At 36.2% G+C, this 24,166-nt stretch carries 18 protein-coding genes and 1 tRNA gene; 3 read left to right on the plus strand and 16 right to left on the minus strand.

Going from position 1 to position 24,166, the window contains the following annotated elements; all coding sequences use genetic code 11:
- The first annotated feature begins 3 nt into the window (after positions 1 to 3).
- The 3 genes from flgC to CVS97_RS02850 are packed head-to-tail and all read left to right on the plus strand — an operon-like array spanning position 4 to position 2,638.
- Positions 4 to 504 carry a flagellar basal body rod protein FlgC gene (gene flgC, locus CVS97_RS02840; RefSeq protein WP_103559303.1) on the plus strand — a complete coding sequence of 167 codons (501 nt, stop codon included), beginning with the start codon at positions 4 to 6 and terminating at the stop codon, positions 502 to 504.
- A complete protein-coding gene (fliE, locus tag CVS97_RS02845) occupies positions 504 to 797 on the plus strand; it encodes a flagellar hook-basal body complex protein FliE (protein WP_107785008.1) in 294 nt (97 codons plus the stop codon). Before flgC ends, fliE begins: the two co-directional genes overlap by 1 nt.
- 8 nt (positions 798 to 805) lie before the next feature.
- On the plus strand, positions 806 to 2,638 hold the full coding sequence (locus CVS97_RS02850) for a peptidoglycan D,D-transpeptidase FtsI family protein (RefSeq protein WP_072594993.1): 1,833 nt from the start codon (positions 806 to 808) through the stop codon (positions 2,636 to 2,638).
- 113 nt (positions 2,639 to 2,751) lie between these two features.
- Here the strand turns inward: CVS97_RS02850 and CVS97_RS02855 are convergent, their stop codons facing one another.
- The 16 genes from CVS97_RS02855 to rpoB form a co-directional block, all read right to left on the minus strand.
- The gene (locus CVS97_RS02855) at positions 2,752 to 3,252 is read right to left on the minus strand and encodes a hypothetical protein (RefSeq protein ID WP_234401444.1); all 501 of its coding nucleotides are present in this window, start codon (positions 3,250 to 3,252) and stop codon (positions 2,752 to 2,754) included.
- 54 nt (positions 3,253 to 3,306) lie between these two features.
- Positions 3,307 to 3,738 carry a fatty-acid--CoA ligase gene (locus tag CVS97_RS02860; RefSeq protein WP_107785009.1) on the minus strand — a complete coding sequence of 144 codons (432 nt, stop codon included), beginning with the start codon at positions 3,736 to 3,738 and terminating at the stop codon, positions 3,307 to 3,309.
- Positions 3,739 to 6,834, minus strand: a complete 3,096-nt coding sequence (gene ccsA, locus CVS97_RS02865; protein WP_107785010.1) for a cytochrome c biogenesis protein CcsA — start codon at positions 6,832 to 6,834, stop codon at positions 3,739 to 3,741.
- Positions 6,835 to 6,879: 45 nt separating this feature from the next.
- Positions 6,880 to 7,437: a c-type cytochrome gene (locus CVS97_RS02870; protein WP_021090538.1), complete on the minus strand. Its 558-nt coding sequence runs from the start codon at positions 7,435 to 7,437 to the stop codon at positions 6,880 to 6,882.
- 93 nt (positions 7,438 to 7,530) lie between these two features.
- A complete protein-coding gene (locus tag CVS97_RS02875; RefSeq protein ID WP_107785011.1) occupies positions 7,531 to 8,763 on the minus strand; it encodes an OprD family outer membrane porin in 1,233 nt (410 codons plus the stop codon).
- A 254-nt stretch (positions 8,764 to 9,017) separates the two neighbouring features.
- Complete coding sequence (locus CVS97_RS02880) at positions 9,018 to 9,455, minus strand: hypothetical protein (protein ID WP_107785012.1); 438 nt, start codon at positions 9,453 to 9,455, stop codon at positions 9,018 to 9,020.
- 133 nt (positions 9,456 to 9,588) lie between these two features.
- Positions 9,589 to 10,176 carry a hydrogenase-4 component G gene (locus CVS97_RS02885; RefSeq protein WP_107785013.1) on the minus strand — a complete coding sequence of 196 codons (588 nt, stop codon included), beginning with the start codon at positions 10,174 to 10,176 and terminating at the stop codon, positions 9,589 to 9,591.
- An 82-nt stretch (positions 10,177 to 10,258) separates the two neighbouring features.
- Positions 10,259 to 10,693 (minus strand): Dps family protein, encoded by a 435-nt coding sequence (locus CVS97_RS02890; RefSeq protein WP_021090517.1) that lies wholly within the window; start codon positions 10,691 to 10,693, stop codon positions 10,259 to 10,261.
- Positions 10,694 to 10,843: 150 nt separating this feature from the next.
- Positions 10,844 to 11,221: a rhodanese-like domain-containing protein gene (locus CVS97_RS02895; RefSeq protein ID WP_107785014.1), complete on the minus strand. Its 378-nt coding sequence runs from the start codon at positions 11,219 to 11,221 to the stop codon at positions 10,844 to 10,846.
- A gap of 402 nt (positions 11,222 to 11,623) precedes the next feature.
- Positions 11,624 to 11,700, minus strand: a tRNA-Arg gene (locus CVS97_RS02900).
- 77 nt (positions 11,701 to 11,777) lie between these two features.
- Positions 11,778 to 13,856, minus strand: a complete 2,079-nt coding sequence (fusA, locus tag CVS97_RS02905; protein ID WP_103640703.1) for an elongation factor G — start codon at positions 13,854 to 13,856, stop codon at positions 11,778 to 11,780.
- Between the two features lie 12 nt (positions 13,857 to 13,868).
- Entirely contained in the window at positions 13,869 to 14,339 is a 471-nt protein-coding gene (rpsG, locus tag CVS97_RS02910; protein ID WP_021090980.1) for a 30S ribosomal protein S7, read from the minus strand.
- Between the two features lie 78 nt (positions 14,340 to 14,417).
- Positions 14,418 to 14,816: a 30S ribosomal protein S12 gene (rpsL, locus tag CVS97_RS02915; RefSeq protein ID WP_021090705.1), complete on the minus strand. Its 399-nt coding sequence runs from the start codon at positions 14,814 to 14,816 to the stop codon at positions 14,418 to 14,420.
- 131 nt (positions 14,817 to 14,947) lie between these two features.
- On the minus strand, positions 14,948 to 15,337 hold the full coding sequence (locus tag CVS97_RS02920) for a DoxX family protein (RefSeq protein ID WP_087585693.1): 390 nt from the start codon (positions 15,335 to 15,337) through the stop codon (positions 14,948 to 14,950).
- A gap of 121 nt (positions 15,338 to 15,458) precedes the next feature.
- Positions 15,459 to 19,973 carry a DNA-directed RNA polymerase subunit beta' gene (rpoC, locus tag CVS97_RS02925; RefSeq protein WP_107785015.1) on the minus strand — a complete coding sequence of 1,505 codons (4,515 nt, stop codon included), beginning with the start codon at positions 19,971 to 19,973 and terminating at the stop codon, positions 15,459 to 15,461.
- Positions 19,960 to 24,105 carry a DNA-directed RNA polymerase subunit beta gene (gene rpoB / locus CVS97_RS02930; protein ID WP_107785016.1) on the minus strand — a complete coding sequence of 1,382 codons (4,146 nt, stop codon included), beginning with the start codon at positions 24,103 to 24,105 and terminating at the stop codon, positions 19,960 to 19,962. The genes rpoC and rpoB overlap by 14 nt, the downstream gene beginning before the upstream one ends.
- Positions 24,106 to 24,166: the final 61 nt, after the last annotated feature.

A 24,166-nucleotide genomic window follows, 5' to 3' on the forward strand; every position in this document is an offset into this window, starting at 1 on the left:
ATAATGTCATACTTAAATGATTTTGATATTAGCGGATATGGACTAAGCGCACAACGTTTCAGAATGAATGTCATCAGCTCAAACATAGCAAATGCTCAAACCACAAGAACAGCTGAAGGTGGCCCTTATAGAAGGCAAGAGGTCATCTTTAAAGAGATGAATTTTGATAAAATTTTAAACGATCAACTTAAAAGCTCACAAAGTCTACTCGAGTATGAAAATCCGCTTGACGATCCAAGCTCACCAAAAAACGCTCACCCTACCCTAACTAGCGTGATCGTGGATAAAGTGGTGCGCGACGATAAGGACTTTCAGCTAAAATATGACCCGAGCCATCCAGACGCAAATGCAAATGGCTACGTCGCATTTCCAAATATAAATCCGGTTATTGAGATGTCTGACCTACTTGAAGCAACAAGGGCATACCAAGCAAACGTGGCAGCCTTTCAAAATGCAAAAACAATAGCACAGAGTGCGATATCACTTATTTCAGGACAAGCATAATGATAAATAGTATAAATTTAGACAAAATAAATAAAAATGAAAATTCAAATAAAATAGCAAAAGCAGGCGAAGAAGGCGGCTTTGAAAATGCTCTAAACGACTCTTTAAAAGAGCTAAATAAAATCCAAATCAATGCAGATAAAGCCATAGCTGACCTTGCAACTGGCGAGGTAAAAGATCTTCACCAAGCTGCTATTGCGATAGGTAAAGCAGAGACTAGCATGAAGCTTATGCTAGAAATTCGCAACAAAGCGCTAAGCGCATACAAAGAAATTTCAAGAACGCAAATTTAAGCCATTGAATGAATTCCAGAAAATCAAAAATAACCATACTTTTTTTATTAATTACTTTTGGAATTTCAATATTTGTGCTTGTCATATTTTATAGAGCAAGTATCGAGCGAAAGCTTCCTAGGCTTCAAACAAGCGATATAAACACAGCAATTCGTGGCAATATAATCACAAAAGATGGCTTTAGCATCTCTTCAAGCCAAAAACTCTACAAAGTGATGCTTGATACTAGAAATATTGATCCTAATAAAAAAGAGATGTTTATCAAACTATATTCGCTTTACAGCGGCGACGATCCAAACAAAGTAAGAAAGATCATAAATGGCACAAAAGGTATTGTTACGCTCTCATATAGCATTGATGCAAAGGGCGCTACCTACCTTCAAGAGCTCTCAAGAAAGCTAAATCGTAAGAGCATTTTGGTTTCATATCTTGACCCAAAAACAGGCCTTGCTTCATTTCAGGGCATGAGAGTAATGGAGAGCGGCCAAAATCGTAAATTTATGTCAAAAGATGCTCTCACACCAGCTATTGGCTACGTGAGCAAAACTGAAAGTGACGCACTTACAAAAAGTAAAGGCGTAAAAGGTCTTGAGAGATATTATGAAGATTATTTAGCTCCTATACAAAATGCAAAAATTTTAGGGCCTCGCGATATTGGAAATAATATTATTTTAACAAGTGACTCAAATTTAGCAACAAGAGTAGATGGCTACAATGCGGTGCTCTCTATACCATTAAAATTTCAAACCAAACTAGAGCAAATTCTAGATGAAAAGCGTGAATTTCTAGATGCAAAAGAGTTAGTTATATGCATAATGAATAGCAAAAATGGAGAAATTTTAGCCCTAGCTTCTAGCTCAAGATATGATCCTTCAAACATAAGAAAGCAAGATTATAGCGCTCTAAATTCGACCGTTAGTGAATATGCTTATGAAGTTGGCTCAGTTTTTAAGCCATTTATATTTTCCATCTTGCTTCAAGAGAAGAAAGTAAATCCATTCGAGCTTGTAAATACCTATAATGGCCGATATCAACTTGGCAAAAGGATAATCAAAGATACCCATCCAGAGCCTTTTATGAGCGCTGAAGATATAATCGTGCACAGTTCAAACATCGGCATGATTCAGCTTGTTGAGCGTTTAAATGGGCCACAAATTTATCAAGGACTTTTAAATTTTGGATTTTCAAGAAAAACTGGCATAGATCTACCTTACGAACAAGTAGGAATGATGCCAACAGTTACAAAGCTAAATTCATCGACATATAAGGCGACTGTGAGCTACGGATACGGCTTGCAAGCTACATTTATGCAGCTTTTAAAAGCCTATAATACATTTAACAATAAAGGCATTGAAGTTACTCCTCACATGGTTGCCTACTTAGAGAGAAATGGAAAAAGATATGATTTGCCAAAGTCCGAGCCAGCTCAAGTTATATCACAAGAGACCGCAAAGATAATGAAGAGAATTTTAATAAAAACGGTTGAGAAAGGTACTGGACTAAAAGCCTTTACGCCAGGACTTGAGATAGGTGGAAAGACTGGAACTGCACACATTGCCTCAGGTAGTGGTGGATACAGCAATACCTACAATGGCTCATTTTTTGGCTTTGTAAATGATACAAGAGGCAATAGCTACACAATAGGCGTTTTAGCAAGGGATCCTAAAAGACCTTACTACTACTTCGGTGCTCAAAGTGCCTTGCCTATGTTTAAAAAAGCAGTTGATCTGATGGTTGAGGATGGATATTTATTTCCTGATGCAAATGTAATAGCTGAGTTTGAAGCCAAAAAAGATAAGCTTAAAAACGATAAGACAAAACAAAAGCCTGCTTTGGACTAAAATTTTAAAGACAAAAAGGACCTAAAAACCAAGCAAAAGCTAAATATAAAAATTTCTCTTGCTTTTTTGGCATTTTCTCTAATTGCAAAACCTTTAATGCTCTTAAAATACTTTTACTTTCTAATAGCAATTAAATTATAAATAGAAAATCTAAACTGATCGAAAAGATTTAAGTCTTTAATATTTTTAGAAGTTATCTCTTTGTCATCTTTGTAGTTTTTTCCACCTAAAAAGAGCAGATAAATAAGCGGGGTAACATAATTAAATCTTAAGAAAAGCGCTACGATACAATGAAAAAAGCCGTAGTTATATCTGATACAAACATAAAAACCATAAATTATATAAGCTATCATTAGAATCAAAAAAGCATAGAATATAAAGCCTAAACCAACATAATCTGAAATATTTAAAAAGCTACAAACTAAAATAAAAGTACCTACCAAAACAGGTAATATAATGATTGGAAAAATTAGATGAAGTCCGATTAGATCAAATTTACTCGCATAAACCTTTATGTTATATCTACCTGCAGGAATTATCAAAAATATAGGCAATACGATTGAAAAGAGAATAAGAAATATCACATACATAGAATCAATATCATAAGAACTCATTTTTTATCCCAAGCTTGATTTTAAGATATTTCAACTACACTTTTTTGAATAAATTTATCTACGATTTTTGCGATTTTCTATGCCGATTTTTTCACTCTCTTCTATTTCGACAATGTAGCTTGGATTTTTCTTTTTAGCCTCTTTGTCTAAAAAACTAATGAGCTTCGCATCAGAATTTTTATGAGAGCAGATTAAAATTATGAAATTTATATAGTTATTTGCTTCTTTTGGCATGATTTGGTTATTTTTGGCTGGTATACTAAAATTTCCTACAAAGATTTGAATAAGTTCGAAAAGCTCGTTTTTACTTAGGCTATTATCACCGGCAAGCTTTTCAAGCTTTTCGATCGTTATCTCTTCTTTTTCTAATGCAAGCTCCTTTATTTCGGCGCTATAATCTCTATTTCTTAAAAGTAGATAGATTAATACGCAAATTGCAATTAATAGCAATACAATAAAGAAAACTATTAGACCTTTTATTAGCATCTAAAGCCTTGAGCAAAGTGATCGCTTTGTAAATGCCAAAACACTCATAAGCACCATTATCACAATACTAATCCAGACAAAATCAGGCACTGGCAATGGATCTCCTGCTGCATATGAGTGCATGCCAGCTAAATAAAAATTTACACCAAAATAAGTCATAATAATCGACCAATAAGCAAAGAATGAAGCCACTGCAAACGCATATTGATTGTTTAGCTTTGGAATAAATCTTATATGAAGAACTGCGGCATAAACAAGTATCGAAACTAATGCCCAAGTCTCCTTACTATCCCAGCCCCAATATCTGCCCCAGCTCTCGTTCGCCCAGACACCGCCTAGGAAATTTCCAAGAGTAAGCAAGCTAAGTCCTAGTATCATAGCCATCTCATTTATACGGGTAGCTTCAAGAATATTACGAGAAATTTCTAGATTTGGCTTTTTCTTATTTTGTAAAATGATAAGCAATAGTGTAAAGCCACCAAGTAACGCGCAAAGCCCTAAAAATCCATAACTTGCAGTAATGACAGAGACATGTATTGTTAGCCAGTAGCTTTGAAGCACTGGCACAAGTGTAGTGATCTGCGGATCCATCCAGCTAAGGTGCGCAACAAATAATGTAACGCCAGCCAATATAGACGTAAGAGCAAGAGCGATAGGGCTACGTTTTGCAAAGACGATACCAGAAAACCCTAGAGCCCAAGCGATATAGACCATCGATTCATAAGCGTTACTCCAAGGCGCATGTTCAGCAATGTACCAACGAAGCCCAAGCCCAACAGTATGAGCAAGAAAAGCCAGCAAATTTACGATGTATGCAACTCTTACAATGCCATTTATCTGGACCTTTGGGGCTAGCATTTTGACAAAAACAAAAAATAAAAGTGCAAGGCCAGCCAAAAGATAAACCGGCGTCAATCGCTCAAAAATTTGAATTTTATTAAACAAAATTTCTATATTTATCTTTTCTTCACTTGGCATTACAGCAGAGCCATACTTTTGCTGATAGGCTGAAATTTTATCAAGTGCAGCATCAGCCTTGCTCCAATCATTATCTTTTGTTGCCGCATCAACTGCTGCAAAATACTCTCTCATCATATTAATGACTAGATCGGCCTCTTTAGGCGGAAAGTACATCATTGCACTAGCAGGCGAATACCAAGAGTTTGATGGATCATCTTGTTTTGGAAAAATTTTAAAAATTTCACCAATAAATATCATATAAAAAACATTCAATCTCTCATCGATCTTGATTACGTCTTTATCAAACGTATTGCGCGATCCAGGATGCTTGCGATTAGCAATTTCGGCAAATTTTGTGAGTTTATATTCACTTCCGCCATCTTTTGTGGCTCTAAAAAAATCATTAAAACTTGCATACTTTGCATTTTCATCTATGCCAAGCTCTTTTTTTAGCTCCTTACTTTGTCCAAGTGAGATAATTTTTTCACTTCGCCAAAAATCAGGCGTTACCATTATTGAAAGCGTCGCTTGGTTTGAATTTAGACCGCCTATACTCTCGCCTCTGTGAATTTTGTTTAAAACCTCTTTACTAAGCGTATCAAATGGCTTCATTCTACCATCTGAGCTTTGCACAATAAGCCTAGAAAGCTTTTGTGTGTGCTCTTTGCTGATATTAGGTAAAAAGTCTTCAGCCTTTAATGAGCTAAAATTCAAACTTAAAAGCATAATGGCAATGATAGCAACAACCTTTTTACCACCTTTTGTTGATTCATTGTCGATTAACTTAGCTAGCTTTCTAAAACGACTACCAGGATTTACAACATTTAACACAAAGCCAAATCCAAGCAAAAAGTAGCCAATATAAGTTGGTATCTTGCCTGGATCTTTATTGACAGAGAGAATGGTTCCTTTTTCATCTGTATCGTATGAACTCTGGAAGAATCTATAGCCATCATAGTCAAGCACATGATTCATATAAATTTTATAGTCAAGCCCCGACATGTTTGTATCATCTTTTACAATAACTTCACTTGAATAGCTCATAGGCGAATTTGAGCCAGGATATCTTTTAAGCTCAAAGTCTTTTAAGTATAAGCTAAACGGAAGTTTAACTTGCTGTGCGCCCCATGAAGCATTAAATTTTTGTCCAGCCACAGCCAAGCGTGAAGGCTCTGTTAGGTTATAAAAAATATGCATCTCTTTACTCTCGCCTTTATAATTTAATTCAGCTATCAAGGCGTTAAATTCGCTATCTTTTGTGCTAACTAGCTTTCTTAAAGCATGAGTCGAAACTAATCTTGGAGCAAAATTTATATTTGAAATAGTATAAAGACTGCCCATGCCAAAATCATTTACACTACCAGCTTTTAACTCAGTTTTTGAGCTATCACTCATTGTAAATTTTGAAAGATCAGTATTTGAAGTAACTGTGAAATTTCCGTCCACTAATTTAAAAAGCACATATTTTTTACTCTCATCTGGCTTAGCATTAAAGATAAAACTAATATCTGCAACCCTTGCCTCCTCCTCTTCTAATAAGAAAATTTCTTCACTTTCACTCTCGTTTGAAACCACAAATTCCACTACTGGTTGCCCGTTTTTATCATCCACAAACTTATAGCTTGCATTTGGCACAAATTCTTTAAATTTTAAATTAGCTTCATTATCTGCTATTTTTAGCTTTAGATCAAAACCTTTTTTTGCATCAGAAAGTCCTAGTGGTAAAGCAGCGCTTATCTCTTCTCCATTATCGTTTAATGCGGTTAAATTTAAATAGGATATTTTTGTCGTAACGATATTTGACTGAGTTTTTTCTCTTATATGCATGTCAGCCTCAAAGCCAAGATATCTTGTTATTCCAGCACCGATTAAGATAACGATAAAACCAAGGTGGAAGATAAGCGAAGGGAGTTTTTTTGGATCTATTAAGTTATATCTAAAGATATTATAGGTCAAATTTATGCCAAGAAGTAGTTGAATGAGTGCAAACCAGCTGGCACCATAAACATAGTACCATGCAGCTTCTGTGCTAGTTTTACTTTCTATTATCGTAGCGGCTCCGCTAGCTATGGCAAAGATTATCATCAAAATGATAGCTGAGCCCATACTTAAAAATAATGATTTTGGATTTAACATCTGCTTCCTTTTATTTATATTATGACAAAGCTATCAAAGTGAAACTTATCTTAAATAACTGCCTTGCTTTGTTTGAGTAGAGACTGGTTTGTTTTCATTTGCATCTTGTTCAGCAAATGCATCTTTACCTTTTAGATAGGCGAGAATCGCGCCAAGATCATTATTTGAAAGAATTTTAGCTTGGTTTTGCATTACATTTTTACCGCTTCCGCCAAAACTTGAGTCACTTCTATAAGAGATGATGCTATCTTCAATATCTTTAGCATCCATATTTTTTAGAGGTGTTGAACCAAATGGCCTTTTATCAGCATTCTCGCCATGACAGCTAGCACATTGCTTTTCATAAAGCTCCTTACCTAAAGAAACACTATATCTGCCCTTTCTATCAACGCCTAATTTTAAAATTCTATTATCTTTATAACGTCTTGGATCTTCATCAACATAGACATTTACTTTTTCATTTCTATCATTAGCCTGCTTTTTTGCCATTTCGGCAAGTTCTTTACCAAACTCACCACGAGCTTCTATATAGTAGACTTGTGAAGCTGCAAAGGCATTTGCCACCAAAAAACACGCCAAAAAAGAAATTTTAATACTTTTCATAATTTTCCTTGAAATTTTGCTCTAAATTTAAAAATCCCGGATCAGATTGCTTCCGACCCGGGATTATATCATAAGTTGATTAATTAGCTACGATTAAAATGAGTATTTAGCTTCAAATCTGAATTTATCTTCTTTTGCTTTAACATCATTAGCAAATTTATGTGTTTGGAAAGAGTAGAATGAGCTAAATTTCAACTTCTTGCTGTATTGATAAGCAAATCTTGGAACAAATTCTTCTATTTTCTCTTTTACATCTTGATTATTTGCTCCTGCAGTTTTTATATTGCCTTTTACATAATCCAAGCCAACTGTAAATTTATCAAATGCATATGCACTTGTTGCATAGAAGAAGTTACCTTTGCCTTCTGCATGTGTCCAGTCAAATACATCTTCGCCTGCATCAATTAAGCTTCCTTGATCTTCAAATGAAAAAGCTGATATGCCTTTATCTTGAGATTTCCAACCGATATAACCACCAGCTAAATCAAAACCAAATAGTGAAGTTGAAAGTTCTCCAGCATAGAAGTTACCATCATTATATCCTAGCTTGCTTTTAGCGCTAGCATCAGCCGTACTATTTACATAGTTAAGTCTTGCGCCCAAAGAAACATCATCAGTAATAGCAAAATTTGCTGAAACATCAGCTGCAAGTAAGTCAGCTAAATTTGTTAAGCTAGCATACCATAGTTGGAAGTTAATAGGATCATATGCTCCAGCAATACCAGCTGCATATAGATTACCAACATCATACTTATTCAATTGATCAGTTACACTCGCATCATATAGATCACCATCGCTCTCACCACTGCCTTCAAGTGCATCAAATGCTAAAGCTGTAAGTGTAAGACCTTCGATGTCTTCATTTACTACTCTTACGCCTGTGCCAACAGCATCATCAGTAAAGTATGAACCTATAACTTGTTTACCAGCTGTTATAGTAGTAGCACCTACTTTGTATCCTAGGTAAAATTGGTAAACTCTGAATGGATCAGTTGTATTTGTTTTATCTGTACCATCTGTATTAGCTGTTCCAGCATTATCGCCTGAACCGTCATTTGCATTATATCTTAGGCCAACAACACCAAAAAAGTTATCATCGATAGCAGCTTTAAAATTTGTGATCATTTTAAAGTTATGTTTTGCATCATTAGCTTTTTTGACATTTTCTTGTTGTTTGTCATACTCATGAGTGTGAGTATATCTATATCTTGCAAATCCTGAAAGATCTACATTTTTTATAGCTTCTTCAAGTGGAGTAGCACTTGCTACGCTTGAAAATGCACCTAAAGCAACCAAAGCGGCTAAACTAATTTTTGTTAGTTTCATTTTTTCTCCTTTTAAGGTTTTGTGCTGACGATTATAATCAATAAAATTTAACATGAAGCTTAAATTTTTAATTTCAGTTACCGATCGTTTACCGTAATTAATCAAAAATAGATAAAAGTTGATAATTTTAAATAAAACAAGGACAAAATTTTAAAGAAGTAAAAAGAAAAAGGGGCTGTTGCTTTGCCCCTTAAAAGGAGTTCTAGTTTTGATTGCTGTTGAAATTATATAAGCAAGCAGTAAATCAACGGTAATTAAAAAGAAATTTTTTCCTCTTTTGGCACTTCGATATTTGTTTTTACATTTTTTCTTTTAATAATCACTTCATTTTGCGGCTTTTTTATACCATTATATAAGCCACTAGAGCCGCCCTCTTTTATAAGAAGCATATCTATAAGCTTATCTGCATAAAAGGTCGCATAGACCAAGTCGCCTTTATCATAATAGTATCTATTTGCACAAAAATTTGCTTTATTGAGTTTGTGATTTTTTGTATCGCTCGCCACTATTTCATAGCAGTATTTTGAATCTTTATATGTAACCTCTTTTATAAAACCTTTGATCGAGCTTTTTACTGGTGTATTTTGCATGACCTGTCTTGGCTGTTTTCGCACTGGTGGGTTATCCTCAAAAAATGAGCAACCCAAAAACATGATGGTAGTTGCCAGTGGAAGTAAAATTTTAGCTTTCATCTCTTCTCCTTAGTGTAAAACGGCGAAGTATAACTTTTAAGATTAAATAAATTTTGCGGGAAATTAAAGGCTCGTATCTAAATTTATATACACGATCATATAAATTTATCTTAGGCGAGCCTGCTTAAGATAGTTAAGCTGAAACATTTAAAACGTTACCGCCAAGCTCGGCGATCTTTTTATCAAGTGTCTCAAGGGTCTTTTCAATAGTCTTTTGTGAAATTTCAGGAAGCTCACCTCCCCAAATTTTCTTCGCATCCTCAAAACCCTTTGCCACACCCTCTCTACCAGCTTTTAGTTTTTCCACGTCATCGCCTGCACCATTTAGCACAAAGCTAGCTATCCTATCAGCCGTATTTGCGATACCAAAAAATCCATTCTCACTAATAAGATCATTTGCCTCGTCACTAGTTAGCTCGTTTAAAGATTTACCATTATAGCCGATACTTGCAAGATCAAGTCCTGATAAAATTTCTGATAAATTTTTAGGCACATTAAAGCTTAAGCCACCTTGGGCTAATAAATTTGAACTACTACTTTGAGCGATCTCTTTTTGATACTGCAAAAAATAGCTATTTGAAATGTCTTTGGCCGTTAAATTTGTAATTTTAGACTCTTTTTTAGAGATATCCTTTTCATCTTTATGAAGTGAAATTTCTGATTTTACATTTTCTTTTAGACTTGAACTATTATATGAGTTTGCGATTTGAGAAATTTTCATTTTGGCTCCTTAAATTTTATAAAATCAATATCGCCAAAAAGTAGAATTTATTTAGATAGAGCGGGAAAACTCCCGCTAGTAGTTATTTGCTAAGTGTTGCGTTTAGCATCCAGATCGCTTTTTCAAATTTTGCGATTTGATCTTGTGCATACATTTGAGTTGTTGTATCGCCTTCTGCAAGCTCGTCAAGCTTTTTAAACTCACCCAAAAGGTGTTTATAATCAGCCAAGACAATCTCTAAAACCTCAGTTGGAGTGTAAATTTCTTTTGGCTCGTGTTTAATATGAGTAACTTTTGCTAGCTCCTCAGCCTTAACTATAGGTCTGCCACCAAGCATAAGAGCTCTCTCAGCTGCATCGTCAAATATCTCACTCATATCTTCATAAGCTTTTTCTGTATATTCATGAACGCTAAAAAATTGAATACCTTTTACATTCCAGTGAAGATCGTGAAATTTAATATAAAGTGCATTTGCATCAGCCTGAATAACATTTAATTGTAAAATAACTTTTGACATTTTGTCTCCTTCTTTATTATAAATATGATGAAATTATATATAGTTAGAGTTAATCAGTGGTTAATTAAATAATAAATTTTATTATTTAATATAAAATTTGACTACAAAATAAATTTATCTTATAGTCAAATGTAGGATTACAAAATTTGTTTATTTTTTATAAGGCGTAGTTTTATAGCCTTGCTCGATCAAGCTACTCATACCTCCATCTAAATTTATTATCTTAAGATCTGAGCTATCTATCGCTGCGGCTGCTGCCGTACTTCTTCTGCCGCTTCTGCAAACAAGAGCAATAGGTTTTTTAATATCAACTGCCTTTGAAAGCTTCTCCAAAAATGCACTCTTATCGTTTGGATTAAAAGTTATAGTCTTTGCACCTGCGATAACGCCAGTCTCTTGCCACTCAGATGGAGTTCTTATATCGATAATCTGATCATATTTTTTGATCTCATCTGGGCTTATATTAACGGTTTTAACATCAGCTGACAACATACAACAAACAGCTCCTAAAAGTAAAATTTTTTTCATCTACTCTCCTTAAATAAATTTTTGAAATGTTAGCACGGATTATTAAATATATAAAAATTTTTGTTGATAAAATTTATTAGTTTAGATAAAAATTAATAATATAACGTGTTGATAAAAAACTAAACCCACTACGAATGCATATATAGATAAACCGACTAGATTAATGAAAATATAGTCATTTACCATTACGCTTTTTATAAAATTTTCTTTGATATTAGTGATCTTGTTTGCATATAACTTATAATCTTTTTTATAAAGTCCATTCTTTGTATTTTCTCTTTTACTCTATTTGCTGATCAGTATAAGAGCATTTTTATAAATTGTTATATCTTATTATACGTTTTAGTATATTTAAAAAACACTTGTTTGAGCACTTTGTATTTTATAAAGGCGATTGTATGATGGTGTCCCCAACAGGATTCGAACCTGTGACCTTAGAATTAGGAATTCTACGCTCTATCCAGCTGAGCTATGAGGACAATTCATATATTTTGTAGATAGATTTTATAAGAATTTAATTTTTGAAGGACAGATTACTCTGCCCTTCTTTGGTTAATTAGCCATTTCTCTTTTTAATGATCTCATCACTTACGTTTTTAGGAACTTCTTCGTAGTGATCGAATTCCATTGAATAAGTTGCACGCCCTTGAGTCATTGAGCGAAGATCTGTTGAATAGCCAAACATTTGAGCTAATGGACAATAAGCTGCAATGATCTTCACACCATTTCTATCATCCATTGAATTTACTTGGCCACGGCGTTTATTAAGGTCGCCTATAACATCACCCATATACTCTTCTGGAGTTTCTACTTCAACTTTCATCATAGGCTCAAGAATAACAGCACCTGCTTTTCTAGCACCTTCCTTAAAGCCCATTGAAGCAGCAAGTTTAAATGCCATTTCAGACGAGTCAACTTCATGGTAGCTACCATCAAATAGTGTAACTTTAACATCTTCGACTGGATAACCAGCAAGAACACCACTTTGAAGTGCCTCTTTACAACCTTTTTCAACAGCTGGAATATATTCTTTTGGAACAACACCACCTTTGATATCATTAACAAACTCAAATCCACTAGCAGCTGGGAGCGGCTCAATACGTAAAAATACGTGACCATATTGACCACGACCGCCTGATTGTTTAGCATACTTATATTCCTGCTCAACTGTCTTACGAATAGTTTCGCGATAAGCAACTTGTGGTTGTCCAACTTCAGCATCTACCTTAAATTCACGAAGCATACGATCAACTATGATCTCCAAGTGAAGCTCACCCATACCGCTAATAATAGTTTGACCACTCTCTTCGTCTGTACTAACTCTAAAACTTGGATCTTCTTGAGCTAGTTTTTGAAGTGCTATTGCCATTTTTTCCTGGTCTGCCTTTGTTTTTGGTTCAACTGCAACACTAATAACTGGCTCAGGGAAGTCCATTCTTTCAAGGATAACTTTATCTTTCTCGCTAGCTAGAGTATCACCTGTTAGAGTATTTTTTAGACCAACAACAGCACCGATCTCACCAGCAAAAAGCTCAGTAATCTCTTCACGTTTATTTGAGTGCATTTTTAGCAAGCGACCGATTCTCTCTTTGCAGTCTTGAACTGTGTTGTAAGCATAGCTACCACTTTCAAGGCTTCCTCTATAAACACGAATAAATGTTAGCTGTCCAACAAATGGGTCAGTCATAATCTTAAACGCAAGAGCGGCAAATTCGCCATCATCTGTACTTTCAACAGTTACTTCAGTGCCATCTTCATAAACACCATTTATCGCTGCGATCTCATCTGGAGCTGGTAAATAATCAACAACAGCATCAAGTAGAGGTTGGATACCTTTGTTCTTAAACGCAGTTCCGCAAAGCATAGGCGTGATAGTCATTCTTAAGCAGCCTGCTTTTATACCTTTTTTAATCTCTTCTTCAGTTAGTTCTTCACCTGCAAAGAATTTCTCCATCAAGCTATCATCTGTCTCAGAAACTGCTTCGATTAATTTCGCACGATATTCTTCTGCCTTATCTTTAACTTCAGCTGGAATTTCTTCTTCAACATAGTCAGTTGGCTTTTTCTCATCATTCCAAACGTAAGCTTTCATTCTTACAAGGTCAACCACACCTCTAAAGTTATCCTCAGCACCTATAGGAATTTGAATAGGAATTGGGTTTGCTTTTAGTCTTTCCCTAATCTGCTCTTCAACTCTAAAGAAATTTGCACCTATTCTATCCATTTTATTAACAAAAACGATTCTTGGTACGTGATATTTATTTGCTTGTCTCCAAACGGTTTCTGATTGTGGTTGAACACCACCAACAGAACAAAATACTGAAACAGCACCATCAAGAACACGCATAGAACGCTCAACTTCGATAGTAAAGTCAACGTGTCCCGGAGTGTCTATTAGGTTTATTTGATAACCCTTCCAAAATGCCGTAGTTGCAGCTGAAGTAATAGTAATACCACGCTCTTTTTCTTGTTCCATCCAGTCCATGGTAGCAGCACCATCATGAACCTCACCTATTTTATGGCTCATACCAGTAAAAAATAAAATTCTCTCACTAGTAGTTGTCTTTCCAGCATCAATATGAGCCGCAATACCGATATTTCTTACCTTATGTAAAGGCGTTTTTCTCTCTGCCATACTAATTCTTTCTTACCAGCGGTAGTGAGCAAATGCTTTATTAGCCTCTGCCATCTTGTAAGTATCTTCCTTCTTCTTGAAAGATGCACCTTTTGAGTTTGCCGCATCTAAGAGCTCATTCGCTAGTTTATCTATCATAGTTCTTTCGCTTCTTTTTCTAGCGTAAGTTATAAGCCAGCGGATAGCAAGAGCTTGTTGGCGAGCTGGGCGAACCTCAACTGGTACTTGATAAGTAGCACCACCAACACGGCGTGATTTAACTTCTAAAATAGGTTTTACATTTTCAATAGCATCGTTAAAAACATCGATGCCTTTAACCTCAGCATTTTTCTTTTCTATGGCTTTAATGGCACCATACATTATCTCAGTAGCGACGCTTTTTTTGCCATCATACATAAGAGAATTAATAAATTTAGTGATTATTTTATTTCCGTAAATCGGATCAGGTAAGACTTCCCTTACAGGGGCTTTTCTTCTTCTCATTTTGATCTTTCCTTCAAATTTTTATGAAATTTTACTCAAACGTTTGCAAATTTTAGCAACGTCTGCGAACCTAAATTTTTACTTTTTTGTTGCAGCTGCAGCGCCAGCTTTAGGGCGTTTCGCACCATATTTAGAACGAGAAACTGTTCTTTTTGCAACACCAGCAGTATCAAGTGCACCACGAACGATGTGATATTTAACGCCTGGTAAGTCTTTAACCCTACCGCCGCGAACTAAAACGATACTGTGTTCTTGTAGGTTGTGACCTTCACCACCGATATAGCTGATGACTTCAAAACCACTTGTTAGCCTAACTTTGGCAACTTTCCTCAAAGCTGAGTTTGGTTTTTTAGGAGTTGTAGTATAAACCCTAGTGCAAACTCCTCTTCTTTGAGGGCACTCTTTTAACGCTGGAGATTTTGACTTAACAGTCACTTTCTTGCGTTCTTTTCTGACCAATTGATTTATGGTTGGCACAATAATTCCTTTCAACTAAATTTATTAAAAAGACCTAATTTTATTTAAAATAAACTTAAATAACGGTTAATAAGTTAGACTTACTCATCTAATTCTTGATTTTATAAAAACTCTGCTGTCTTTATTTTGTATTAGTCTTGTTTGACAGCATATTTGCCACTACCTATCAAAAGAATACAAAGTGAAATAGCAATATAAAGGTAAATAAGCTCTGATTTAAAGCCGTTAACCTCATTTAATGCAAATAAATTTGCAAATCCATAGTATGAGTATAAAATAGTAATACTAGTACCTAAAACTAGGATAGCGCCTACCCTTGAATAAAAACCAATAATTAACATAATTGGCGCTAAGACCTCTCCAAGGTAAGAAAAATATGCCAAAAATCCAGGTAAACCAGCATTTACTAATATACCTTTTACCCCACTAAGTCCATGTAAAATTTTACCAAAACCATGCATAAAAAGGCAGATACCAAGTCCTAAACGTATAAATAAAAGTCCAAGATCAACGTTTTTCATAAATTCTCCATGATGTGATTTAAAGATAAGGATTTTATTAGGTGATAATTAATAGCTTGTAAATTTTTAATTGATTTAATTCTATAAAGAGGTTAAGCCCCAAAAATAGGGGCTTAAAGGACTAGTTTTCTTTGATTTTTACTTTTTTATCCTTATAAAAACCAGTTCCAACCGGGATCATACGTCCGAGGATAACATTCTCTTTTAGATCCTCAAGATAGTCAAATTTAGCAGCAATCGATGCTTCTGTTAAGACTTTAGTTGTCTCTTGGAATGATGCAGCAGAGATCACACTATCACTTCCGATAGCCGCTCTTGTAACACCAAGAAGAATCGGCTCAGCAATAGCTGGCTCACCACCCATGTTCATAATGCGCTCGTTCTCTTCTTTAAATTTATTTCTTGAGACCATATCGCCAACTATGAAATTTGTATTTCCACTATCAACGATTTTGACTTGGCGAAGCATTTGTGATACGATGATCTCTATATGTTTATCAGCGATCGCAACACCTTGGCGGCGATAAACTTGCTGAATTTCACTGATCAAATAGTAGTGAAGCGCTTTTTCGCCAAGAATTCTTAAAATATCGTGGCTTGAGATTAGTCCATCAGTTAGTTTCTCGCCAGCATGGACAAATTCCCCATCTCTTACTTGTATCTGACGACTTTTCTCGATCAAATACTCAGCAGTTGTGCCATCTTCAGCTTGGATGATTATGCGCTCTTTTGAGCGAAGTGGCTTGTCAAATCTAACCACACCATCAATCTCTGCAACGATAGCTGTATTTTTAGGGCGTCTTGCTTCAAATAGCTCACTAACTCTTGGAAGACCGCCGGTAATATCTTTTGACTTAGCAACAGCTTTTGGGGTCTTGGCCAAAATATCAGCCTGTGCTACTTCATCTCCGCTTGAAACAAAGATCGCAGTTTTTGGATCAAGCGGATACTTGATTAAATTTCCTTTTTTAGTAGCGATAATAATCGCAGGTTTTACACCGCTTGGCAAATACTCATTGATAACAAGACGTCTTTGTCCAGTCGCCTCATCTGCTTGCTCAGTCGCACTATATCCTGGTTCAATATCCTCAAAGCTAACCACACCAGCTTCTTCAGCAATAGTTGGAGTTGAGTATGGGTCCCACTCAGCAATAATCAACTTATCATCTTTTTCAGGTAACGAAACCACTGTCGCTCTCTCAACTGTATCATTATCAGAAACTTGAATGATAGAATTTCTTGGGATATAATGGCGAACCGCCTCACGTCCATCTTTATCAGAAACAACTACAAAGAAACCTTTTTCAGTTACTTTGTGACCTTTTTTGATATCTTTAACCCTATCAAGATAATCACCTTTTAATATGAAAAATTTAACTACACCATTTGCGTCAGCTAAAATTTTACGAGTTACCGGATCTCCGTCTGAAATTTTAAGTTCACTAGCGTATGGGATACGATTTGGGATATTCCAACCCTCTTTTATGATCTCAACGATACTTTCATTCTCTTTTACTTTATCGCCACTTACATAAGGTATATACATCTTCCCTTCGATCTTTCCGCTAACACCAGCTAATTCATTTGGCTTAGCAAGATCGTTTCTTCTAATTGTATATTTAACCTCTTCTTTTTTACCTTTTATCACGATATTTACATCTTCGTGGGCATATTCGATCTCTATTTTGCCATCAATCGTTGATTTAATCTTTGGCTCAACAAGTAGCACAGCTGCGCTTCTTCTATTTGCAACGATCTTCTTATCTCCGTTATCATAAGTATTAAGGTTGTAATATCTAATAAAACCTTCTTTTTGAGCGATTACTTGGCGATCTTGTTGTTCAGTAGAAGCCGTACCACCGATGTGGAATGTTCTTAGTGTTAGCTGTGTACCTGGCTCACCGATAGATTGAGCTGAAATGATACCAACTGCCTCGCCTGGTTTTACAAGCTTACCTTCACCCAAATTTAAGCCGTAGCATTTTGCACAAACGCCTTTTGGTGCCTTGCACGTGATAGGCGTTCTAATGCTCACTGATTTTATACCAGCCTCAGTTATAGCTCTAGCTTTTTCTTCATCAAGTAGCGTGCCTTCGCTAAATAAAATTTCATTTGTTATAGGATCGATCACATCATCTGCTAAAACACGGCCCAATACTCTCTCTTCAAGGCTTTCTATTAGCTCGCCACTCTCTGTAATATCTGTGATTTCAACACCCTCGTGCGTACCGCAGTCGTGCATTGTTACTTTAACGTTTTGAGCAACGTCGATTAGTTTTCTTGTTAAGTAACCGGCGTTGGCTGTTTTTAGAGCGGTATCTGCAAGACCTTTTCTAGCTCCGTGAGTAGAGTTGAAGTACTCCATTATATTTAAACCTTCACGGAAGTTTGAAATGATCGGCGTTTCAATAATTGAGCCATCAGGTTTTGCCATAAGACCACGCATACCAGCTAGCTGGCGAATTTGCGCAGCACTACCTCTCGCACCTGAGTCAGCCATCATATAAATTGAGTTAAATCCGCCCTTATCACTTTGTATGAGCTTCATCATCTCGCTTGCAACGCTATTGTTTGTATCTGTCCAGATATCGATGATCTTGTTGTATCTCTCACTATCTGTTAAAAGACCAGCGCCGTATTGTTTTTGAATTTCACGAACTTTTTTCTTAGCTTCATCGATATATTTTTGCTTGCTATCTGGCACGATGATGTCTGCGATAGAGATAGAAATTCCCGCTTTTGTAGCATATCTAAAGCCTAAATTTTTAAGCTTATCAAGGAAGTCAGCCGTTACTTCAAGGCCGCCATTTCTATAAACATAATCAACCAAATTTGCAATGTCTTTTTTCTTCATGATCTTATTCCACATATTTTCAGGGACAAAATCAGGAAGTATCGCTCTTAAGATCAAGCGACCAGCCGTCGTAAAGATGATCTTATTATCAACCATTGTCTTAATTTTAGCGTGAAGACCAAGAGTATTAGCCTCTTCAGCGATCATTACTTCATCAACGCTTGAGAAAATTTTATTTGCGCCTTTTTCGTCATTTCTCTCTAGGCTTAAATAATAAATTCCTAAAACCATATCTTGTGAAGGAACTGTGATGGCCTTACCGCTTGCAGGAAGCAAGATGTTCATTGAACTAAGCATCAAAATTTTGCACTCAGCGATAGCTTCCTGCGATAGTGGTACGTGAACAGCCATTTGGTCGCCGTCGAAGTCAGCGTTGAACGCCGCACAAACTAGTGGATGAAGCTGGATCGCCTTGCCCTCAACAAGCACTGGGTGAAATGCCTGGATAGAAAGCTTGTGAAGTGTTGGAGCACGGTTTAGCATAACTGGATAGTCTTTAACGACCTCTTCTAGGCACTCCCAAACCTCATTTGTCTTATCTTCTATCATCTTTTTAGCTTGCTTAACAGTTGTTGCATAGCCTTTTTCTTCAAGGCGAGCAAGCAAATGTGGTTTAAATAGCTCTAGAGCCATTTTCTTTGGAAGACCGCACTGATCCATCTTTAGCTTTGGACCAACGACGATAACAGAACGTCCAGAGAAGTCAACACGCTTACCTAGCAAATTCTGACGGAAGCGGCCTTGCTTACCTTTGATGATCTCGCTTAGTGATTTTAGTGGGCGCTTATTTGCACCTTTTACTGCATTTGCTCTGCGGCCATTATCAAATAGCGCATCAACAGCCTCTTGAAGCATTCTCTTTTCGTTTCTGATAATGATCTCAGGTGCGTCAAGCTCAAGTAGACGTTTTAGACGGCTATTTCTATTTATTACGCGGCGATATAGGTCATTTACGTCTGAAACAGCAAATTTACCACCATCAAGGCTGACTAGCGGTCTAAGATCAGGTGGAAGAACTGGTAAATTTGTTATCATCATCCACTCTGGGCGGTTACCTGAATTTAAAAAACTCTCGATAACTTTTAGACGTTTTACTATAGTTTTTTTCTTGGCTTCTGAATTTGTAGACTCCATCTCTTCTTTTAGTTGATTTAAAATTTCCATCAAATCAAGCTCAGCTAGCATGTCATAGATGACCTCGCCACCCATTCTAGCTGTAAAACCAGTCTCTTCATATCTTGAAGCTAGGCTTTGATATTGCTCTTCATTTAAAACGTCGTATTTCTCAACTTTTTTAGAATTTTCATTGTCGTAATAAGCCTCACCAACATTATCAACAATGTATGCTTCATAGTAAAGTACACGTTCAAGATCTTTCATCTTAATACCAAGAAGTGCACCAATACGGCTTGGCAAGAAATTTACATACCAAATATGAGCCACTGGAGTTACAAGCTCGATGTGACCCATGCGAGAGCGGCGAACCTTAGATGTCGTTACTTCAACACCGCATTTTTCGCACTTGATGCCTTTATAACGCATCTTTTTATATTTGCCGCAAAGGCACTCGTAGTCACGGATCGGTCCAAAAATTTTGGCACAAAACAAGCCGTCACGCTCAGGTTTTAGCGTGCGGTAGTTGATAGTTTCTGGTTTTTTAACCTCACCATAACTCCAAGATTTTATCTTCTCAGGACTTGCTAAACGAAGTTGAAAAGCTTCAAAATCACGAGGTCTATGCTCTTCTTTTATCTCAACTGGTTTTAAATTAGTTAGTTTCATTTGTCTCATCCTCATCATATACTTCTACATCAAGAGCCAGTGATTTTAGCTCGTTTGTTAGAACAAAGAACGTCTCAGGGATACCAGTCTCAGGAACGTTTTCGCCTCTTGTTAAAGCTTTGTAAGCAGAAAGTCTTCCCTCAACATCGTCTGATTTTACAGTTAACATCTCTCTTAGTGTATGAGCAGCACCGTAAGCCTCAAGTGCCCAAACCTCCATCTCACCAAACCTTTGACCACCAAATAGCGCCTTACCTCCAACTGGTTGTTGTGTAACAAGACTGTATGGTCCAGTACTTCTTGCGTGAACTTTTTCATCAACCAAGTGGTGAAGTTTTAGCATATACATACAACCAACATTAACACGTTCTCTTATCTTTGAGCCTGTGCGTCCATCGTATAGCTCAGTTTTACCATCGCTATCTATCTTTGCCATCTCAAATAGTTTTGCAAATTCGTCAGCCTTAACGCCTTCAAAAATCGGAGTTGCAAATCTTACGCCATTACTCCAATCTTTTGCATATTCAAGAAGCTTCTCATCGCTCATCTTACCAAGAGCTTTTTTAGCGTCCATTAGCTTAGCAACACCTGCTATCTCTATCATCTTAGCTCTTAGCTCTTTTATCCACTCGCCTTTTTTAGTTTCAAAAATTTCATTGATCTGCTCACCTAAGCGGTAGCCAACAAGACCAAGGTGGCTCTCTAAAATTTGACCGATATTCATACGGCTTGGAACACCAAGTGGGTTTAGCACGATGTCTACAATCTGACCGCTTGGGAGATAAGGCATATCGACTTCTCTAACTATATTTGAAACGATACCTTTATTACCGTGACGTCCAGCCATCTTATCGCCGACTTTTAGTTTGCGTTTTGTAGCTATGTAAACTTTTACAAGTTTTACAACACCGCTTGGTAAAATATCGTCTTTTTCTAAAATTTCTATCTTAGCATCGTGCTCTTCTTTGAGCTTTTTCTTCTCGTTTTGGAAGTAATTTTTTAGCTCATCATATTTCTTTTGAATATCTTTTGAAAAGCTTTTAACGATAGCGTTTAGAGTAAACCTATTTATATTTTCAAGATCAGCCTTATTGATCTTTGAGCCCTTCTTATACTCTTTTTTATTTACCTCTTGATCGCTTGCTAGTGGATTTTTAGAAAGAAGTGCTGTAACTTTTAGCATCTCTTCGCGGTCTAGCATAAGTAGTCTATCATGATGTTCTTTTTCTAAAAGAGTTTTCTCTTCTTCGTAAGCTTTATTTGTTCTGCTATCTTTTTCATAACCTTTTTTGGTAAAAATTTTAACATCAACAACCACGCCTTCCATCGAAGCTGAAGCGTAGAGCGATTTATTTACAACGTGACCAGCCTTTTCACCAAAGATCGCACGTAATAGTCTCTCTTCTGGAGTTGGCTTAACCTCGCCTTTTGGAGATACTTTACCAACAAGGATCATACCAGGCTTGATCTCTGTACCAATTTTGACAATACCACTCTCATCAAGGTGCATAAGCTCCTCTTCTTTGACGTTTGGTATATCTTTTGTTATCTCCTCAACGCCGTCTTTTAACTCACGAGCCTCGATCTCTTTTTCATAGATATGAACACTCGTAAAGGCATCTTCACGTATCATTTTTTCACTAATGACGATTGCGTCTTCGTAGTTGTAGCCATTCCAAGGCATAAATGCAATTAGTGCGTTTTTACCAATGGCTAGCTCGCCTTTTTCCATACTTGGACCGTCAGCAATTATTTGACCAGCAACGATCTCATCACCTTTTTTAACTATCGGATGTTGAGAAAAAGTCGTATTTTGGTTTGTTCTTAAATTTTTCTCCAAAGAGTAATGATCGATATATGGACCAGCTTCGTCTTCGCCTAAAATGAATATATTTTTATTATCAACCTTTTCAACCACACCACTACGTTTTGCTTTTACGCTTTCCCATGCATCTCTTGCAATAACGCTTTCCATACCTGTTCCAACAATAGGAGCAGTTGAGCGAAGTAGTGGCACTGCCTGACGTTGCATGTTTGAACCCATGAGAGCACGGTTAGCATCATCATGCTCTAGGAATGGAATAAGTGAAGCCGCAACACCAGCTATCATACCAGAACAAAGGTCGATCAAAGCAACATCTTCTCTACGGGCAAGCATCATCTCGCCATCTTTTCTAACCTCAATCAAGTCCTCAACAATGTGTCCATTTTCATCAAGTTTAGTTGATGCCGGAGCTATAACATTGCCCTCTTCTTGAGTTGCGGTTAAGTAAACTATCTCATCAGTCACTTTGCCATCTACAACTTTTTTGTAAGGCGCTTCAACAAAGCCAAGATCATTCACTTTTGCATAGGTTGAAAGCGTATTGATAAGACCAATATTTTGACCTTCTGGAGTCTCAACCGGACAAATTCTACCGTAGTGGGTTGGGTGAACGTCACGCACCTCAAATCCAGCACGTTCTTTTACTAAGCCACCCTCGCCAAGCGCAGATAGACGGCGCTTGTGAGTAACTTCGCTAAGTGGGTTTGTCTGATCCATAAACTGGCTTAACTGTCCACCTGTGAAAAATTCCATAATTGTTGCAGTAATCATTTTTGGGTTAATGAGATCGTATGGCATAATTTCTTCGGTATTATTACTTAAGCTTGTAAATTTGTCGCGGATTGCCTTTTGCATCTTTACAAAACCGAGGTGAAGTTCGCTAGCAAGTAGCTCACCGATTGATCTTATACGGCGGTTGCCAAGGTGATCTCGGTCATCAATGTGACCTTGTCCGTTTTTAACTTTTATAAGATATTTCGCAGTTTTTATGATATCTTCGCTTGTTAGTAAAGTAACGTATTCTGGCACATCAAGAGAGAGCTTATGATTCATTTTCATACGACCAACTTTTGTTAAATCGTATCTCTCAGGGTTAAATAGCATATCATTTACAAAACTCTTTGCAGCCTCTTTAACAACTGGCTCTCCTGGTCTCATGACCTTATAAATTCTAATAGCCGCAAGATCATTTTCATCATCCACACCCTCAGTTTGTTTTAAAACCTTAAGCATATCGTTGTCAGCTATAAAAGAATTTATAATCGCATCATCAACACCAGCAGCAGAGTTATTTATAATCTCAATACTTTCATGTTCAGCTAAGATTTTCGTAAGTTTATTCTCGTCAAGAGCAGATAGTGTATCATATAAAATTTCTCCACTCTCTGTATTTATTACAGGATTTGCCAAATATCTACCAATAAGTGCTTCAACTGGGTATTCAACAAATTTTACACCATCTTCAATCAACTTATCAGCTTTTTTCTTGGTTAGACGTTTGCCTGCTTGATGAAGAATTTCTCCATCTTCGTTTTTTATATCATATTCAACTCTTCCCAAATAATCTTCAGGATTAAAAAGAATTAAGAATTTGTTATTTTTAATAATTAAATTTTGTATTGGATAAAACAACTTAATAATGTCTTGTTTTTTATATCCAAGCGCCCTAAATAATATAGTTACTGGCACTTTTCTACGTTTATTTATCCTAACATATAAAATATCTTTTGTGTCATATTCGAAATGTAGCCAAGAGCCACGATCAGGTATTATTTGAGCTGTATAAATTAATTTATTTGCAACAGTCGCGCTCTCTTCTTGTTTAAAAATAACACCTGGACTTCTATGGAGTTGATTTACAACAACACGCTCAACACCATTTATAATAAATGAAATTCTATCAGTCATTAGTGGAATTTCACGTATAAAAATTTCTTGTTCTTTTATATCTTTAACACCAACTTTATCACCTGTCTTATCATCTTTCTCATGAACAATAAGACGTATTTTCATCTTTAAATTTACAGAGTATGTAAGACCTCTTTCTATACACTCTCTGATTGTATATTTTGGTTTTCCAATTTCTGAGCCAACATATTCTAAAGTCAAACGATTTTGCGGATCATGTATTGGAAAGATTGATTTAAAAACTTTTTCTATACCGCTTTCTGCTTGATTGTTATTTAGATTTAAAAAATTATCAAAGCTCTTTTTTTGTAGTTGTAGTAGGTTCGGAACGTCTATCTCCTTAACGACATTAGAGAAGTCAACCCTAAGACGATTTCCTGAGTATAAGCTATTTAACATTGCATCTACCTCGTGGTAATTTTGAAAGAAAAGTATAGCCTTTTAACAAGGCATCTAAAAT

It is taken from the genome of Campylobacter concisus, assembly GCF_003049735.1.
Lineage (GTDB): Bacteria > Campylobacterota > Campylobacteria > Campylobacterales > Campylobacteraceae > Campylobacter_A > Campylobacter_A concisus_AN.

What these genes read in the sequence shown, in the direction of transcription:
- flgC (WP_103559303.1), top strand. Translation starts at nt 4, where the DNA reads ATGTCATACTTAAATGATTTTGATATTAGCGGATATGGACTAAGCGCA.
- fliE (WP_107785008.1), top strand. Translation starts at nt 504, where the DNA reads ATGATAAATAGTATAAATTTAGACAAAATAAATAAAAATGAAAATTCA.
- CVS97_RS02850 (WP_072594993.1), top strand. Translation starts at nt 806, where the DNA reads ATGAATTCCAGAAAATCAAAAATAACCATACTTTTTTTATTAATTACT.
- CVS97_RS02855 (WP_234401444.1), bottom strand. Translation starts at nt 3,252, where the DNA reads ATGAGTTCTTATGATATTGATTCTATGTATGTGATATTTCTTATTCTC.
- CVS97_RS02860 (WP_107785009.1), bottom strand. Translation starts at nt 3,738, where the DNA reads ATGCTAATAAAAGGTCTAATAGTTTTCTTTATTGTATTGCTATTAATT.
- ccsA (WP_107785010.1), bottom strand. Translation starts at nt 6,834, where the DNA reads ATGTTAAATCCAAAATCATTATTTTTAAGTATGGGCTCAGCTATCATT.
- CVS97_RS02870 (WP_021090538.1), bottom strand. Translation starts at nt 7,437, where the DNA reads ATGAAAAGTATTAAAATTTCTTTTTTGGCGTGTTTTTTGGTGGCAAAT.
- CVS97_RS02875 (WP_107785011.1), bottom strand. Translation starts at nt 8,763, where the DNA reads ATGAAACTAACAAAAATTAGTTTAGCCGCTTTGGTTGCTTTAGGTGCA.
- CVS97_RS02880 (WP_107785012.1), bottom strand. Translation starts at nt 9,455, where the DNA reads ATGAAAGCTAAAATTTTACTTCCACTGGCAACTACCATCATGTTTTTG.
- CVS97_RS02885 (WP_107785013.1), bottom strand. Translation starts at nt 10,176, where the DNA reads ATGAAAATTTCTCAAATCGCAAACTCATATAATAGTTCAAGTCTAAAA.
- CVS97_RS02890 (WP_021090517.1), bottom strand. Translation starts at nt 10,693, where the DNA reads ATGTCAAAAGTTATTTTACAATTAAATGTTATTCAGGCTGATGCAAAT.
- CVS97_RS02895 (WP_107785014.1), bottom strand. Translation starts at nt 11,221, where the DNA reads ATGAAAAAAATTTTACTTTTAGGAGCTGTTTGTTGTATGTTGTCAGCT.
- fusA (WP_103640703.1), bottom strand. Translation starts at nt 13,856, where the DNA reads ATGGCAGAGAGAAAAACGCCTTTACATAAGGTAAGAAATATCGGTATT.
- rpsG (WP_021090980.1), bottom strand. Translation starts at nt 14,339, where the DNA reads ATGAGAAGAAGAAAAGCCCCTGTAAGGGAAGTCTTACCTGATCCGATT.
- CVS97_RS02920 (WP_087585693.1), bottom strand. Translation starts at nt 15,337, where the DNA reads ATGAAAAACGTTGATCTTGGACTTTTATTTATACGTTTAGGACTTGGT.
- rpoC (WP_107785015.1), bottom strand. Translation starts at nt 19,973, where the DNA reads ATGAAACTAACTAATTTAAAACCAGTTGAGATAAAAGAAGAGCATAGA.
- rpoB (WP_107785016.1), bottom strand. Translation starts at nt 24,105, where the DNA reads ATGTTAAATAGCTTATACTCAGGAAATCGTCTTAGGGTTGACTTCTCT.